The following is a 15,567-nucleotide window of genomic DNA, read 5'->3' as shown; positions in this document are numbered from 1 at the left end:
ATTATAACTCCTTCTTTGGTATCATAGGATAATTGTTTATCAATGATCCGTTGTCTATTAGCTATATTTTGTAGACTACTATAGGCATATGCTCCTTGCGCTTTTAACCAATTAATTACGGTAGAATCCTCTAGATTTTCTAAATTTCTATAGGGATCTTCAATATTTTGACCATGATAGGTATCTACTGCCACTACTGATACCGCTAATGGCGGTTTTTTGGCTTCTTTGGAGCAAGAAGTAATAAGAATTATAATCATCAACAATCTCTTTAGCATATTTTTAGGATTGTATTTTAAATTTAACAAACATGATCTCCCTTAACGGTTTTGCAACCTCCACCTAGGGTGCTTCCTCCAACAATTTTTAATGATTGTTCTTTAGGTAGTTTTGATACAGTTAATTTATTTAGATCTAATTTCTTGAGTGTTCTTTCTTTTTTCATAATTATAAAGCTTTTAAATTTTTTGATAAATATAGAATAAAAGCTATCGAAATTCATTTTATTTATTCAAAAAGCCAATCTTAATTCTAGAATTAAGATTACAAAAAAAAATACTTTATTTTATTGATAAACAGAACTTTGTATTCTTTTTATAAAATATGATGGATAGATCCCTGTTTTTTTATGAAAAGACTTCGAAAAGACTTCTGTAGAATTAAATCCTGCTTCTATAGCAAGTGCTTTAATCGTATATTTTTGTAATTTGGTATTTGTTTTTAACTCTTGGATGATATAGTCGATTCTTAAATCATTGATATAATGAGTAAAGTTTTTGTTTCTATGGTATTTGATAACTTTAGTCAAATATTTAGAATTGGTATTGATATTCTTGGCAAGTATCCCTGACGTAATATTCTTTTTTAAAAATCCTTTGTTATTTTCAAATTTTTCTAAACTTTTAAGAATCGTTTCGACAACACCTGCATCAATACCAATAGAATCGTTTGGTTTTTTAACAATTTCATTGTTGAGCTTTTCTTCTGTTTTATGTAGTTGCATTAATTCATTAAAACGAATTCTATACTGTTTACTTTTTCTGTAATTTAATACTAATAATATAGTGATAAGCAGTAGTATGATAAGTGAAATAATTAAACCATAATTAGAGTGATGCTGTTTGGTTTTTAACTCCGTGATTAATTTTTCTTTTTTATCTAATAAGATAGGTGTATCATAATCCTTGATTATCCTATCACTCATATATTTATAGTTAATATTCTGAATACTATCTTTATATAATAACCTATTGATATAGTATAATTGTTTGTTCTTATCACCTATAGATTTATAGTAATCAATAATTTCTGTATAAACTGATCGGGCATCAGGGATAAAATAATTGGTTTTCTGAATAAGAGAATCTAATTTTATAAAATAGGTAATCGCCACTTCTTTTTTGGAGACAGCTACGTATGATTTTCCTAAAAAAAGATACCCATTAATTAGATTATCTTTTTCATAGTATTTTAATCTTTTACTGTTCAATAATTCATCTAATCCTTGGTGTAGTGTATGAATAGCATTTTTATAATTCTTAGTATGATAGTATATAAGTCCCTTATTGAGTGTAAACAAACACTCAATATCTGTTCCTTTAGACATTCTGAGACCTTCAGTATTTAATACTAAAGCAGAATCTATTTCTTTATTCTGTCGATATGCAGTAATTAATTCTGAGAGGGTTACTAGATAACTTACAGTATCATTCTTCTTTTTACCAATCATTGATCTTTCATAAGTCAAACACTCTTTAAAGATGGATTTTGCTTCTTTAAATTTTCCAAGTTTTCTTTTTAATAACGCAATATTATGTTTAAAAATAGCGATAAAGAGCGCATTATTTGTTTTTTTGGCAGATGCCAAACCATCAAAATAATTATCTAAAGCTTTACTATAGATACCAATATTTTCATACTCTACTCCTTTATTGGCATAAAAAACAACAGGATATCTCTTATGGTGTATATTTTTAGTAATTGCAATTGCACTATCGAGATAGGTAATACTCTTTTTATAATCATAGATACGAGCTAATAAATGGAATCCTTTAGCTGTTTTAATAACATCATTACTATGTTTTCCTTTTAGTAAATAAGCTTTTGCATATGGTTCTCCTTTTAATAGATCTATTTTTATGATCTCATGAAATTTAGTGTCAAGTTCTTCAAACTTTAAAGTAACTAGAGAATCTAAGGAACTAGAAGTTATATCCTGACTATACAATGAGTTTTGAATAAAAAGTAAAAAAATAAAATAAAAAAGCGATTTACGCATATACATTTTACAGGTTCTTCTTAACTAATTTATATTTTGTTTTAAAGGGTATTACAATTATGCTTAATAAACAAAACAAATATACAGTTAATATTTTCTATCAAAAGCTGTTTTTAAAACTTCTATAAATCAAATTATTAGATCTTTTAAGAAGGTAATCGTTGTAGTCTTAATTCTAGAATCTTATGCTCCATTTTCTAGAATCTCGATATACTCCCTTTGCACTAACGCAATCCCTCCCATTATATTTGGCTTTATCAAAAACAAGTAGCATGGGTACATATATAGAACAGCATAAGAGTAAGTATATTTCTGATATCTTACAGGCATTACATCATAAGGTAGATACCTTTATGTACAATCTAGTACAATATAGCCCTTATGAGATCATCCTATATACTTGGATCAATAAACTCTATACCAAGGGAAAAACCACCGATGATGCCATACAACTGATTTATAAAGCACGTAATATTCTATTACTAAACTCCCAACGGGGTTTATGCAGTTCTCCTGACCCTTTATAATACATTATGGTTAAAAATGTACAACTGTAAAGTTTTAAAAAAACAAGAACTAATCTCTTATGCCTACTATCGTCTATAATCAACTCAGTACCGCAGAGCAAACATTAGCGAGTCATAAAATTGCAGTACGTACCAAAGCTCCACAAGAGTTTATACATACCCTACTTATAACAATGAATCCCTATATAAAAATCGTTGGCAAAGAAGTAATTCTGTTCTATGGTACCCTGATGCGGATAGAAGAGTATGTGAGAGGGGAATTTGGTAGTGGGTGAGTTCCCCAAGTTGAGTAGTTAAAAAAAAACATCTGATCTCAGATATCGAGCCTCTGAGAGCTATAAAAAATTATAAATTAATAATACATATAAAAAATGAGAAACATTATTGAAGATCAACTTAGTGCAGAAGAAAAAGAACAGGCAGCACGCTTAGTTACAGAACTCGAAACCATATTTACAGATAAGCTAGCTGCACTAACAGAAAAAGAGCGTGGCAATTACAAGGCGATTAATGAAAAAAACAAGTTGTTTGTAAACAAAGTATGGGATTATCGCCAGCATAACAGTACGCTAAGTACTCCTGATGTGGATTGGCAAGAGTTTGAAAATGATTATAAAGCACGAGGATTTGCAGAAAACCTAATGGGACGTATAGAAAGTCTTGCCTATCGCCTAGAGAGTACCAAAATATTACATGATTATGATAACTATCAGGATACTCTAAATGATTATGCCTATTCGCAATATAGTAAAGGAGCAGGAAAACCAGGGTTTACAGAAAAAGTAGCAGAATTAAAACAATTCTTTTCTCGTTCTAAAAGTACTCCACAGGATAATGACACCACAGTATAATATGTAGTATGTAACAACAATAAGTCAAAAAGATGCTCCGATAGGTCAAAAAGACGCTCGGTTTAACTGCTGAGGCAAGAATTTTAAGCAACTAGGTTAAACGTTTAACCTAGTTGCTTAAAATTTTAACCTCGGAGGCAGGAATTTTAACTCCCAGAGTTAAAATTTTGATAGAGGAGGTTAAACACTTCGTCAAAAAGACACATCACTCGGTCTCTAAGGTTAAATGATCCATATAAGAAGTTAAATGTTTAGCCTCTAAGGTTAAAAATATTGAATATCGAATGATGAATACTGAGGTTAAAAATGTACAACCGTAAAATTATAAATGAAAAATGTAAAAGTTTTTAAGAATTGAGTTTGGTAGTTGCTGATGAGTATAGAAGTAACATTTATATCCTCACATACTTAATGACATAAAAAAAAAGAAACAAAATGGATATCATTGTCAAACAACTTAAAAGTATAACACGTATGGATCAACTGATCCGATTACGAGCAACAGGGTCACCAGAGGAATTTGCCTCTCGTTTGGGGATTTCTAAAACTAAATTATATCGGTTTATCAATATCATGAAAACATTTGATGCTCCTATAGTCTATAGTGCTTCTTTACAGAGTTTTATATATACCAGAGCAGTAGGGTTTTCATTTGGATTCTATGAAAAACCAGAGCGTTCTATAAGAACAGAGCAAGTAAGAGGTAGGTGTTAGGTAGCGAGGGTGGGTGGTATCCGATCCCCAACCCTTCCCAAAGGAGCGCGCGCTTTTTGTTTGTCATTCCAGCCCTTTGGCTTAGCTCAGGATAAACTAAAGGCTAGAATTTATAATGAAAACAAAGAAACATAGAAATTAAAAAATGTAAAATGTACAACCGCAAAATTATAATTATAAAAGTTTTTTAAGTAACTGAGTTGAGTAGTAGATGAGTTTTATAGAGGTAACACTCACATAATAAAACACTGAATGCCTCATATACTATAAAAAAAAGTTGAGTTAGCAATTACCCTAAGGATATGAGGGTGCTTAGAGAAGTCGTGGTTTATATCCCATTATAGATCATTACATACGATAAGCACCTTACTATCTGATCATCGATTTATTCCTTGGGTAGTAGTAATTAGTAGTTTGCTAATGTTGATTTTATACTAGTATATTATCTCAGGATAAGTTTTAGAAATATTAAAACCTTACTTAGTGAATTAAAAACACAAAAAAATTATGACAGTATTTATCGATTTGGTTTTACAAACAACCTTTTTTCTAATAGATTATTTTATGCATTTATATGCATCCTTTTCTTAATGTTTTAATTCAATTAGATGAAACAGTTATTTCCAAAAGAGATTATAGAATACACTACAGAAGTACATCAGTTTAGACATAGTAATAAAAGTAAAATGATCTATACTATTATATTAATTGTATTTCTAATTGGCTTGACGCTTTTGCCATTTATCAGTATCGATATTTATACTACTGCAAAAGGGATACTAAAACCGAGTAAAGAACGAGTAGGTATTACTTCGCTTCAATCAGGTACAGTGGTTTTTACTCATATGGTCGATAATCAAAACGTAAAAAAAGGAGATACATTACTAATGGTCAATACGATTTTGGTAAAAGAAAAGATAAAAAGAACGATTACGCAGATCACAGAAACAGAACATTATATTACAGATTGTGAATACTTAATTAATACTACTATACCAAAATTGAATAAGATACAATCAGCACGTTATCAAAAAGAGTATTTGTATTTCACTCAAAAATTACGAGAGCTACGCACTCGGTCTACGAAAACAAAAATTGATTATTTGCGTAACCAAAAATTATATAAAAAAAACGTGATTTCCAGAGTAGATTATGAAAATAGTGTTTTTGAGTATCAATTGGCATCCACTTCATTACAACAATATCGAAAGCGACAAAAGAATACTTGGCAGGTAGCAGTAGCAGAATATCATAATACTATTAGAGAGTTAAGAAATGGAGTATCGCAATTAGAGCAACATCAAAAAGAGCTAGTTATTATAGCGCCAATAGACGGGGTTCTTAAAAATGTAATGGGGATTGCATCAGGTAGTCTGATTACTGCTGGAGTTAATCTTGCAGAAATCTCTCCTAATACTACCCTTATTGCAGAATGTTATCTGCCTCCGTCTGATATAGGGTTAATCCGTGAGAATAGATCAGTAAATTTTCAGGTAGATGCTTTTAACTATAACCAATGGGGGCTAGCTACAGGAAAAATTATGGAGATTAGTAAAGATGTGGATATGATTAATAAACAACCTGTTTTTAAAGTTCGCTGTGCTATCAACCAGAATCATTTGGAACTCAAAAATGGTTTTAAAGGGAGCTTGCATAAAGGGATGACATTTAATGCACGATTTCCAATTGCAGAACGCACCTTATTTGAATTGTTATATGATAAGATTGATGATTGGCTTAATCCATCTAGTCCAATTATAGCAGACGTGATAAATATTGAATAATCAATACTGAATATCAAATGAAAAAGCCAAGTATTTGGGATATGAGGTTAGCAAGTTAAAAAGGCAATGAGTCTGTAAGTGAAATGTTATATAAAAAGATCTAAAGTCAGGCGACTGAAGTTGTAAATAGATCGTTTTGAAACAAGTAGAGGGATTAAAACAGAAAACATGTCAAAAACAAACATAAAACAACATGATATTACTGATTGTGGGGCAGCTTGTCTAGCATCGATATCGGCACATTATAAATTACAATTACCTATTGCTCGTATTCGGCAGTTTGCCAGTACCGATAAAAAAGGAACCAATGTATTAGGGTTAATCGAGGCAGCTGAGAAATTAGGATTTGAAGCCAAAGGAGTACGAGGAGATCTAGAAAGTTTGTTTAAAATCCCTAAACCTGCCATTGCCCATGTGATTGTTAATGAAAAACTGCAACATTATGTAGTGATTTATGAAGTAACGAAGGAGTATATTAAAATTATGGATCCAGGAGATGGTAAATTTCATAAAAAAACACATCAAGAATTTACCACAGAGTGGACAGGAGTATTGGTATTACTATTACCCAAAGAAGATTTTATAACAGGTAATACTAAGGTATCGGTATGTAAACGGTTTTGGTTTTTGTTAAAACCGCATAAAGGTGTATTGCTACAAGCATTTGTCGGAGCTATTATCTATACATTGCTAGGGTTCTCTACCTCGATATATATTCAAAAACTTACAGATCATGTGTTTATGGGTACCAGTACCAAACTGCTTAATTTACTAGGGGTTATTATGATCGCTTTATTATTTTTAAAACTTGTAGTAGGAGCGTATAAAGATGTTTTTTTGATCAAAACTGGTCAACAGATTGATGCTCGGCTTATTTTAGGGTATTACAAGCATTTGCTAAAACTACCCCAACAATTTTTTGATACCATGCGAGTTGGTGAGATTATCTCTCGGATCAATGATGCCGTAAAAATTAGAAACTTTATCAATGGAGTAGCATTAGATCTAACGGTTAATGTGTTAATACTTGTATTCTCTTTTGGACTGATGTTTACTTACTATTGGAAGTTAGCATTAATTATGTTGGCAATTATCCCAGTATACGCAATTATATACCTAATCATCAATGTATTAAACAAACGTACAGAACGAGGAATTATGGAAAAATCAGCAGAGCTAGAAAGTCAACTGGTAGAATCCTTAAACGCAGTAGGAACCATCAAACGGTTTGGTCTAGAAGATTTTGCCAATATTAAAACAGAAACACGGTTTATAGGAGTATTAAAAGCAGGGTATACCTCTGCATTAAATAGTGTGTTTTCTAATTCTAGTACAGGTACCATTGCACAGTTATTTACCATTATTCTATTATGGAGTGGTTCGTATTTTGTAATTAAAAAAGAAATCACTGCTGGAGAATTAATGGCTTTTTATGCAATTATAGGATATTTTACCAGTCCTGTTGCCAGTTTGATCAGTGCCAATAAACAGATTCAGAATGCATTGATTGCTGCAGATCGTTTGTTTGAGATTATGGATTTAGAGCGAGAACAAGATGCTCAGAAAATAGTACTTACCAAAGAACATATCGATGATATTACATTTTCTAATGTAGGGTTTAGATACGGATCTAGAGTAGAAGTGTTTAAGGATTTTACACTTACCATTCCTAAAGGAAAAATAACCGCAATTATTGGAGAGAGTGGTTCTGGTAAATCTACCTTAATGTCTTTACTACAGAATATTTATCCTATCCAAAAAGGAAAAATAACTATAGGAAACTACGACCTAAAGTATATCGAAAATAATAGCCTAAGAAATTTGGTGAGTGTAGTACCACAGAAGATAGATCTTTTTGCAGGTAATGTGATAGAAAATATCGCAGTAGGAGAATTTGCACCCAATATAGAACGTATTATAGAGGTCTGTAAAACGATAGGAATTTTAGAGTTTATAGAAAACTTGCCTAATAGTTTTGCTACTTATCTTGGAGAAAATGGTGCTACCTTATCTGGGGGACAAAAACAACGTATTGCCATTGCCAGAGCATTATATAAAAACCCAGAAGTATTAGTGCTAGACGAAGCAACCTCATCACTGGATAGTACCTCAGAAAATTATATCCAAAAAGCAGTACAAAGCTTAAGAAATCAACAAAAAACCATCATTATCATTGCCCATCGATTAAGTACAGTAGTTAATGCTGATACAATTGTAGTATTAGAACAAGGAAAAGTTGTAGAACAAGGGAATCATCAAGTATTATATGCTAAACAAGAAAAATATTATAGGCTATGGCAAAAACAGATGCCCCAACAAGTCGAAAATCAGAAGTTGGTGCGTATTTGAGTATGGAAATGGGGAGAAAACAAGTAGAGATTAGGATATCTGACACTTGGCTTTTTAAATTTTAAAAACTACATAAAAAATAAACCGTAATGAATAGTATGATCAAACAGATAGAACTTATTGAGCGTATTGATCGATTGATCCGATTACAAGCAACGGGATCACCGGCAACATTAGCATCGAGATTAGAAGTATCGAGAGCTAAAGTATACCGGCTTATTGATACCATGAAAGCATTAAACGCACCTATTGAATATGACTTTACTAGACAAAGTTTTGTATATACAGATATCGTACGGTTTCAATTTGGATTTATACAAGGAGAACTCAATTATGAAGAAATTCGATCTATATATGGAGGAGGTATACAGAGCTATAGGTTTTTACTAACATCAGTATAGCAAAAAAAACTTTTTATAGCAGCGTCTCATTTTTTGAGACGCTGAGATTGTAGTATTGTAGTGTAATAAGAGTTAGCGCACTCCTATTATAGTTGTTGCAACAACACCCGATCTACTAATTGGTTTGACGAAATCTGTAGTAAATCTTATAAAAATAAATAGTAAATCTTAAAAATTTTAAAACATGAAAAATTTAGAGAATTTAGGAGTTCAGAATATGAACACTGAAGAATTAAACAAAACTAATGGTGGAGGTATATTATTGTTACCAATAATAGGTTTCGCATGGGGATATGCATATGAAAAATATATTATTCAATAAAAATTAATTTAGAAAAATAATAAAACATGAAAAATTTAGATTTGATAAAAGTTCAAGAATTAAAAACTCAGGAAATGACTTCAATAAATGGAGGAAATCTTATTGTAGAAGTACTTAGTTTAGCAGGAGCAGCATTTGTTGCTGGTTGGGAATTAGGTAGAGAATATGCTCGAGGCTAATAAAATTTCAGAAAAGACCTTTTTAATTAAAGGTCTTTTCCTTATTTTTACATAAACAATATTATTACACAGAATTATGAAAAATATGTTATATAAAAAACTAACTAATAAAATCAATACAGCAAAGGATACTGATATAGTAAGATTTGTATTGATAGTATCTGCTATTTTAATCGCTATTGGCTGGCAACTCGGTAGAGCTGCTGCACTATAAGTAGGCATCAAAAGATTACGATTTCTGATCGTATTATAAAAAGCTTCACAGAGATACATCTCTATGAAGCTTTATTTTTTTACTGGTGGAGAAGATGGGATTCGAACCCACGACCTCTTGACTGCCAGTCAAGCGCTCTAGCCAACTGAGCTACATCCCCTAGTGTAGTACTATACGTATATAACAGTACCAAAAGTACTCAAAATTTATGGTATAAGAGTTGTTGTATTTTTTTGTTGTTTTAGGAAATGTATCTAGTAAGCTTGATCGTTGTACTATGTATTATAATGAGTACATCATATAACTTAGTATAATTAAAAAACTATTCTGTTAGAGTTTCATAAAGTTTTTTTAAACATGGGATACTAGTATCTAATTGATCGATAAAGTTAGTACTTTTGAGTTTTTTTAGAATATATATGATTAGAAAAGCATTATTACACGACCTTACTTCTATACATCAATTAACACAATCTTGTGCCAAAGCCATGATTGCCAATGGTATTTACCAATGGAATGAGAATTATCCTACCAAAGAACGTTTTGAAAAAGATATAGCGTTACAGGAGTTATATGTCTTAGAAGAAGAAAACCATATTAAAGGAATTATTGTATTAACGGAGCTGATGGATGAAGAGTATATTCCTATACAATGGTTGACTAAAAATAATAACAACTTATATATACATAGATTAGCCATAGATCCAGAGTATTGGGGTAAAGGGTATGCGCAGCAATTAATGGATTTTGCAGAACAATATGCAAAAGATAATGCATATCAGTCTATTCGATTAGATACATTTGGCGAAAATAAAAGGAACCTTACGTTTTATGAAACCAGAGGATATCAACGTCTTGGTGATATTTATTTTCCGAAGCAAAGTGAGCACCCTTTTCATTGTTATGAACTTATTATATGAGTACAATAATCGGATTTAAAAACATTAATCGTCTTGCTATCCCTGCTATTATTACTGGCATTGCAGAACCATTACTCTCGATAACAGATACTGCTATAGTTGGTAATATCCCCGAGTATGGTACAGAATCTCTTGCAGCAGTAGGGATTGTAGGCTCTTTTTTATCTGCATTAATCTGGATTCTGGGACAGACTCGGAGTGCTATATCTGCGATTATATCCCAATACCTAGGAGCTGGTAAGATCGAAGAAGTAAAAACATTACCAGCACAGGCTATTTTTTTTAATGTTGCCCTTAGTATTGTAGTATTGGTTTCTACTGTTTTTTTTGTTGAAGAAATTTTTAAATTATACAATGCCTCGGGACTGATTCTAAAATACTGTGTAGTCTATTATGATATTAGAGTATGGGGTTTTCCTCTTACACTATTTACTTTTGCAGTGTTTGGGATATTCAGAGGACTTCAGAACACGTTTTGGCCAATGATTGTAGCTATAATTGGTGCGGTAACCAATATTGTTTTGGATTTTATATTAGTTTATGGTATCGAGAACTATATCCCTGCAATGGGGATTAGTGGAGCAGCATGGGCAAGTTTAATTTCGCAATTTTTAATGGCAATCATTGTTTTTGTATTATTAATCGTTAAAACTGATGTTAGTCTTAAGCTACGATTTCCATTAAACAAAGAATTGGGTAGATTTGTTACGATGAGTCTTAACTTGTTTATTCGCTCTATTGCCCTTAATACTGCATTATATTTTGCAACATCTAATGCTACTGATTATGGAGATGAATATATTGCTGCGTATACGATATCAATGAATATCTGGATGTTTACTGCATTTTTTATTGATGGCTATGGAGGCGCAGGTAATATTCTGAGTGGAAAACTACTAGGAGCAAAAGATTATAAATCATTATGGATCTTAAGTAAACGAGTGAGTCTTTATGGTATTGGTGTAAGTTTGATTTTAGCAATAGTTGGGTTTATATTCTACACAACAATTGGGGAAGTGTTTACAAGTGATACAGTTGTATTAGAAACTTTTTATAGTATTTTCTTTATTATTTTAATAGTACAGCCTATTAATGGGCTTGCTTTTGTCTTTGATGGGATTTTTAAAGGCCTAGGCGAAATGGGATACTTAAGAAATGTACTATTAGGAGCTACATTTTTAGCATTTATACCTACGCTATATTTATGTAATTTTTTTGATTTAAAATTATATGGGATATGGATAGCATTTACGGTTTGGGCACTGTTTAGAGGAGTTATGCTTATCACCAAGTTTAGAAGTAAATTTTTACCATTATTGTCTTACTCAAAGTAAAGAAGGACAAATAACAAGGGTGCGTAGATAAGAATTAAAAGAATTCCAATTAGTAGTCTGTTTTTTTCAAAAAAATCTTCTAGCATCATTTCCTTACATTTTATAAATTCTTCTCTATGTTTTTACGTCAGTAAAAGTATTTATCAGATAAAATAGGATACCATCGCATTTTAATGTTCAATAGTATTTGTTACTTTTACTATAAAACTTATAACAATAATGATACCACGATCTAACGGAAGCTTGTATACTCATACCGAAAACCATATTGGAATTATAGAATTTGCCCACGATGCTAGTAATTCTTTTCCTTCAGAACTATTAGCCAGATTAGCAAAAGCTTTTAATGAATTATCAGATGATAAGGAAACGAAAGTTATTATTCTTAAGTCAGAAGGAGATCGTGCATTCTGTGCCGGAGCTTCTTTTGATGAATTAATAGCGATTACAGATCTAGAGCAAGGAAAACGATTTTTTTCTGGGTTTGCTAATGTGATTAATGCGATGCGAAAGTGTAAAAAACCTATAATAGGTAGGATACAAGGTAAAACTGTAGGAGGAGGCGTAGGATTAGCTGCTGCCTGTGATTATTGCTTGGCAACAGAAGCTGCATCAATAAAACTAAGTGAATTGACCATTGGTATAGGTCCATTTGTTATAGAACCTGCAGTATCCAGAAAAATAGGACTAGCAGGGTTCGAAGCCTTAGCGTGGGATGCATCTCAATGGAAGAATGCATATTGGGCAAAAGAACAGGGATTGTATGCTCGTGTTTTTGAAACCATAAAAGAATTAGATATAGAAATACAGCTTTTTGCAGAAAAACTAGCGAGCTATAATCCACAAGCAATACAGCAAATGAAAAAAATAAGTTGGGCAGGAACAGAGCATTGGCAAGAATTGTTAATAGAGAGAGCTGCAATTTCTGGAGAACTCGTACTTTCTGAGTTTACCAAAGGTGCTTTAGCTAAGTTTAAAGAGTAATACTACCCCTAAGTATTTCATTCTCGGAAGTTGTAAGTTTATTATCTAGTTAATGGTTAAAACCCAGCAATTTGATTGTAGTTACTTTAGTTTCTATATACTTTTTTATAGGTTTTGTCTTTTGTCATTCCGCACTTGATGCGGAATCCATAATACTAGTTATAAGAATGGATTTCTGCCTACGCAGTAATGACACTCTTGTGTTAAGAAAAAGAATAGAATTCTTTTATTTAAAACTATGGATTTTGAAATCCATAGTGGTTTATTCTTCTTCTTCCTGAATAATCTCAGGATATAAAAAGTTATTATAAGGAAAACGAGTTACATGTATAGCTCTAACTTCTTTATATACTCGTTTTCTAAAATCGTCTATATTCTCTTTATTGATAGCAGAAATAAACAACGCATTATCTCCTATTCTATTCATCCAGGTTTGTTTCCACTCCTCTAAGGTATAATGTGCTTTAGTACGTTCTGTAGTTAGGTCATCAGCTGCTATCGTCTCATGCTTATATGCATCAATTTTATTAAAAACCATAATTGTAGGCTTCTCTGTAGAATCAATTTCTCTTAAGATTTTATGTACAGATTCGATATGATCTTCAAACTGTGGATGAGAGATATCAACCACATGTAATAATAAGTCAGCTTCTCTTACTTCGTCTAGCGTACTTTTAAAACTTTCTACAAGTTGAGTAGGGAGTTTTCTTATAAAACCTACTGTGTCACTAAGTAAAAAAGGGAGGTTACCAATAACTACTTTTCTTACAGTAGTATCTAGAGTTGCAAACAGTTTATTTTCTGCAAAAACGGCACTTTTGGCAACTACGTTCATCAAGGTAGATTTACCAACATTAGTATATCCTACTAAAGCCACACGAATTAGTTTACCACGGTTACCTCGCTGAGTAGCCATTTGCTTATCAATAGTGAGTAGTTTTTTCTTCAATAAAGAAATTCGATCTCTAACGATACGACGGTCAGTTTCTATCTCTGTTTCTCCAGGACCACGCATTCCGATACCCCCTCGTTGTCTCTCTAAATGCGTCCATAAACCTGTTAATCTAGGTAATAAATATTGGTATTGTGCTAGTTCTACCTGTGTTCTTGCATAACTAGTCTGAGCACGCTGCGCAAAAATATCAAGAATCAAATTCGTACGATCAATAATTTTAGCTTTTAAGATCCGCTCAATATTACGAAGTTGTGCAGGTGATAATTCATCATCAAAAACTACAGTGCCAATATCATGTTGCTCCACATAAGCACGTACATCCTCCATTTTACCCGTTCCTATAAAGGTTTTAGAATTAGGCATATCCATTTTTTGAGTAAATCGTTTTACTACTTCACCTCCCGCAGTATAGGTAAGAAATTCTAATTCATCCAAAAACTCATTAAGCTTTTCCTCATCCTGATGCTTAGTAATAATACCTATTAAAATGGTTTTTTCGTATGCTATTTCCTTCTTTTCTAACATTAGCTACCTATTCTTCTATATCTTAATTATATTGTACTCTTAAACAAATGTACAAAAGTACAACAATTATACACTCAGGAACCAATAGTATAAGAGGTTTCTTATAAAATTAGATGCTATGAATACTACCCGTTACTTCAATAAAACACATACAGACCATTATACCATAGCATTTTATAACTTAGAAAACTTGTTTGATACTAAGGATGACCCATATACCTTAGATAATGATTTTTTACCTGATTCTGAAAAACAATGGAACCGTAAGCGGTATGAAAAAAAAATAGTTAAGCTCGGAACTGCTATTTCTAACATTGGATTTTCCAAAACAAGGAAAGCTCCTGTTTTAGTAGGTGTTGCAGAAGTAGAAAACAAAAGTGTCCTAGAAGATCTTATTAATTCTAAGCATTTAAAGCATAAAGATTATGGTATTGTCCATTATGATTCTCCTGATGAGAGAGGTATTGATGTAGGTTTATTGTATCAAAAAAAATATTTTGAGGTTAAAAACTCCGAAAAGATTACTGTTTTGGTAAATAACGATAATGGGGATAGAGATTATACTCGTGATATTTTATGGATAACGGGTAACTTAAATGATGAAGAAATTCATATTTTAATAAACCACTGGCCATCAAGGCGCGATGGTGCTGAACTTACAGCGTATAAACGTATTGATGCCGCAGAAAAAAATCGAGAGATTATTAGTCAGATTACGGCAGAAAATCCAGAAGCAAAAATCATTGTTATGGGAGACTTTAATGACGATCCCTCTAGCCAGAGTGTTAAAAAACATCTTGTACAACAAGATCTTTTTAATCCAATGGAGCGATTACTTACACGATATAGAGGTACTACAAATTATAGAAGCCAATGGAATTTGTTTGATCAAATTATATTTAGTCACAATTTTCATAAATATGAAAAAGGAAAGCATTCCTTTTCTGATGCAGCCATCTTTGATGATGATTTTCTAAAAATATATAGAGGACGCTATAAAGGAAATCCTTTTAGAACTTATATTGGAAAAAAATATACTGGCGGATATAGTGACCATTTTCCGGTATATGTAAGATTAAAACGCAATTAATCCCTCATTGAGGGTATACTATTACGAGGCTTATCTCTAAATCAAACTATTTTTTTCGGAAGTATACCTCGTGGATTTGTTCTTATTATAGATTCTAGCCGTTTAGTTTATCCTGAGCTAAGCCTAAGGGCTAGAATGAC

The 15,567-nt window shown here is 31.9% G+C and carries 17 protein-coding genes, 1 tRNA gene and 1 pseudogene; 14 read left to right on the top strand and 5 right to left on the bottom strand.

Annotation, left to right across the window (positions count from 1 at the left end; translation table 11 throughout):
- The 3 genes and pseudogenes from N456_RS08340 to N456_RS08330 all read right to left on the bottom strand — a co-directional run.
- A pseudogene (locus tag N456_RS08340) lies at nt 1-260 on the bottom strand (hypothetical protein); the annotation flags it as partial.
- A 41-nt stretch (nt 261-301) separates the two neighbouring features.
- Nucleotides 302-445 (bottom strand): class I lanthipeptide, encoded by a 144-nt coding sequence (locus tag N456_RS24340; protein ID WP_158447855.1) that lies wholly within the window; start codon nt 443-445, stop codon nt 302-304.
- A 120-nt stretch (nt 446-565) separates the two neighbouring features.
- Nucleotides 566-2,278, bottom strand: a complete 1,713-nt coding sequence (locus N456_RS08330; protein ID WP_158447854.1) for an AraC family transcriptional regulator — start codon at nt 2,276-2,278, stop codon at nt 566-568.
- Between the two features lie 185 nt (nt 2,279-2,463).
- On the opposite strand from N456_RS08330, the gene N456_RS08325 reads away from it, so the two are divergent.
- From N456_RS08325 to N456_RS24325, 10 genes are all read left to right on the top strand, one after another.
- Nucleotides 2,464-2,805: a hypothetical protein gene (locus tag N456_RS08325; protein ID WP_205410259.1), complete on the top strand. Its 342-nt coding sequence runs from the start codon at nt 2,464-2,466 to the stop codon at nt 2,803-2,805.
- Nucleotides 2,806-2,864: 59 nt separating this feature from the next.
- Nucleotides 2,865-3,080, top strand: a complete 216-nt coding sequence (locus N456_RS08320; RefSeq protein ID WP_062055854.1) for a hypothetical protein — start codon at nt 2,865-2,867, stop codon at nt 3,078-3,080.
- Between the two features lie 96 nt (nt 3,081-3,176).
- Nucleotides 3,177-3,656 carry a hypothetical protein gene (locus N456_RS08315; RefSeq protein WP_062055852.1) on the top strand — a complete coding sequence of 160 codons (480 nt, stop codon included), beginning with the start codon at nt 3,177-3,179 and terminating at the stop codon, nt 3,654-3,656.
- A 435-nt stretch (nt 3,657-4,091) separates the two neighbouring features.
- Complete coding sequence (locus N456_RS08310; RefSeq protein ID WP_148639249.1) at nt 4,092-4,370, top strand: DNA-binding protein; 279 nt, start codon at nt 4,092-4,094, stop codon at nt 4,368-4,370.
- A 608-nt stretch (nt 4,371-4,978) separates the two neighbouring features.
- On the top strand, nt 4,979-6,154 hold the full coding sequence (locus N456_RS08305; protein ID WP_062055848.1) for an HlyD family secretion protein: 1,176 nt from the start codon (nt 4,979-4,981) through the stop codon (nt 6,152-6,154).
- Nucleotides 6,155-6,322: 168 nt separating this feature from the next.
- Nucleotides 6,323-8,503 (top strand): peptidase domain-containing ABC transporter, encoded by a 2,181-nt coding sequence (locus tag N456_RS08300; RefSeq protein ID WP_062055846.1) that lies wholly within the window; start codon nt 6,323-6,325, stop codon nt 8,501-8,503.
- Between the two features lie 89 nt (nt 8,504-8,592).
- Nucleotides 8,593-8,904, top strand: coding sequence for an HTH domain-containing protein (locus tag N456_RS08295; RefSeq protein WP_062055845.1), 312 nt, complete (start codon nt 8,593-8,595; stop codon nt 8,902-8,904).
- A gap of 184 nt (nt 8,905-9,088) precedes the next feature.
- Nucleotides 9,089-9,226, top strand: a complete 138-nt coding sequence (locus tag N456_RS24335; RefSeq protein ID WP_158447853.1) for a hypothetical protein — start codon at nt 9,089-9,091, stop codon at nt 9,224-9,226.
- Between the two features lie 26 nt (nt 9,227-9,252).
- Nucleotides 9,253-9,405 carry a hypothetical protein gene (locus N456_RS24330; RefSeq protein ID WP_158447852.1) on the top strand — a complete coding sequence of 51 codons (153 nt, stop codon included), beginning with the start codon at nt 9,253-9,255 and terminating at the stop codon, nt 9,403-9,405.
- Between the two features lie 76 nt (nt 9,406-9,481).
- Nucleotides 9,482-9,619, top strand: coding sequence for a hypothetical protein (locus tag N456_RS24325; RefSeq protein WP_158447851.1), 138 nt, complete (start codon nt 9,482-9,484; stop codon nt 9,617-9,619).
- 83 nt (nt 9,620-9,702) lie between these two features.
- Here the strand turns inward: N456_RS24325 and N456_RS08290 are convergent.
- A tRNA-Ala gene (locus N456_RS08290) sits at nt 9,703-9,779 on the bottom strand.
- Between the two features lie 259 nt (nt 9,780-10,038).
- On the opposite strand from N456_RS08290, the gene N456_RS08285 reads away from it, so the two are divergent.
- From N456_RS08285 to N456_RS08275, 3 genes are all read left to right on the top strand, one after another.
- Nucleotides 10,039-10,539 (top strand): GNAT family N-acetyltransferase, encoded by a 501-nt coding sequence (locus tag N456_RS08285; RefSeq protein WP_062055844.1) that lies wholly within the window; start codon nt 10,039-10,041, stop codon nt 10,537-10,539.
- Complete coding sequence (locus N456_RS08280; RefSeq protein ID WP_062055841.1) at nt 10,536-11,873, top strand: MATE family efflux transporter; 1,338 nt, start codon at nt 10,536-10,538, stop codon at nt 11,871-11,873. Before N456_RS08285 ends, N456_RS08280 begins: the two co-directional genes overlap by 4 nt.
- Before the next feature lie 219 nt (nt 11,874-12,092).
- Nucleotides 12,093-12,857, top strand: coding sequence for an enoyl-CoA hydratase/isomerase family protein (locus N456_RS08275; protein ID WP_062055839.1), 765 nt, complete (start codon nt 12,093-12,095; stop codon nt 12,855-12,857).
- Between the two features lie 262 nt (nt 12,858-13,119).
- On the opposite strand, the gene hflX is transcribed toward N456_RS08275, so the two are convergent.
- Nucleotides 13,120-14,337, bottom strand: a complete 1,218-nt coding sequence (gene hflX, locus N456_RS08270) for a GTPase HflX (RefSeq protein ID WP_062055830.1) — start codon at nt 14,335-14,337, stop codon at nt 13,120-13,122.
- A 118-nt stretch (nt 14,338-14,455) separates the two neighbouring features.
- Here hflX and N456_RS08265 point away from each other — a divergent pair, with 118 nt between their 5' ends.
- Complete coding sequence (locus N456_RS08265; protein ID WP_062055828.1) at nt 14,456-15,427, top strand: endonuclease/exonuclease/phosphatase family protein; 972 nt, start codon at nt 14,456-14,458, stop codon at nt 15,425-15,427.
- The last annotated feature ends 140 nt before the right edge of the window (nt 15,428-15,567 follow it).

The sequence above is a fragment of the Aquimarina longa SW024 genome (genome assembly GCF_001401755.1).
GTDB lineage: Bacteria > Bacteroidota > Bacteroidia > Flavobacteriales > Flavobacteriaceae > Aquimarina > Aquimarina longa.
This window is presented reverse-complemented; position numbering and strand designations above follow the sequence as displayed.

Coding starts and splice junctions, on each gene's coding strand:
- N456_RS24340 (WP_158447855.1), bottom strand. CDS start 445: ATGAAAAAAGAAAGAACACTCAAGAAATTAGATCTAAATAAATTAACT.
- N456_RS08330 (WP_158447854.1), bottom strand. CDS start 2,278: ATGCGTAAATCGCTTTTTTATTTTATTTTTTTACTTTTTATTCAAAAC.
- N456_RS08325 (WP_205410259.1), top strand. CDS start 2,464: ATGCTCCATTTTCTAGAATCTCGATATACTCCCTTTGCACTAACGCAA.
- N456_RS08320 (WP_062055854.1), top strand. CDS start 2,865: ATGCCTACTATCGTCTATAATCAACTCAGTACCGCAGAGCAAACATTA.
- N456_RS08315 (WP_062055852.1), top strand. CDS start 3,177: ATGAGAAACATTATTGAAGATCAACTTAGTGCAGAAGAAAAAGAACAG.
- N456_RS08310 (WP_148639249.1), top strand. CDS start 4,092: ATGGATATCATTGTCAAACAACTTAAAAGTATAACACGTATGGATCAA.
- N456_RS08305 (WP_062055848.1), top strand. CDS start 4,979: ATGAAACAGTTATTTCCAAAAGAGATTATAGAATACACTACAGAAGTA.
- N456_RS08300 (WP_062055846.1), top strand. CDS start 6,323: ATGTCAAAAACAAACATAAAACAACATGATATTACTGATTGTGGGGCA.
- N456_RS08295 (WP_062055845.1), top strand. CDS start 8,593: ATGAATAGTATGATCAAACAGATAGAACTTATTGAGCGTATTGATCGA.
- N456_RS24335 (WP_158447853.1), top strand. CDS start 9,089: ATGAAAAATTTAGAGAATTTAGGAGTTCAGAATATGAACACTGAAGAA.
- N456_RS24330 (WP_158447852.1), top strand. CDS start 9,253: ATGAAAAATTTAGATTTGATAAAAGTTCAAGAATTAAAAACTCAGGAA.
- N456_RS24325 (WP_158447851.1), top strand. CDS start 9,482: ATGAAAAATATGTTATATAAAAAACTAACTAATAAAATCAATACAGCA.
- N456_RS08285 (WP_062055844.1), top strand. CDS start 10,039: ATGATTAGAAAAGCATTATTACACGACCTTACTTCTATACATCAATTA.
- N456_RS08280 (WP_062055841.1), top strand. CDS start 10,536: ATGAGTACAATAATCGGATTTAAAAACATTAATCGTCTTGCTATCCCT.
- N456_RS08275 (WP_062055839.1), top strand. CDS start 12,093: ATGATACCACGATCTAACGGAAGCTTGTATACTCATACCGAAAACCAT.
- hflX (WP_062055830.1), bottom strand. CDS start 14,337: ATGTTAGAAAAGAAGGAAATAGCATACGAAAAAACCATTTTAATAGGT.
- N456_RS08265 (WP_062055828.1), top strand. CDS start 14,456: ATGAATACTACCCGTTACTTCAATAAAACACATACAGACCATTATACC.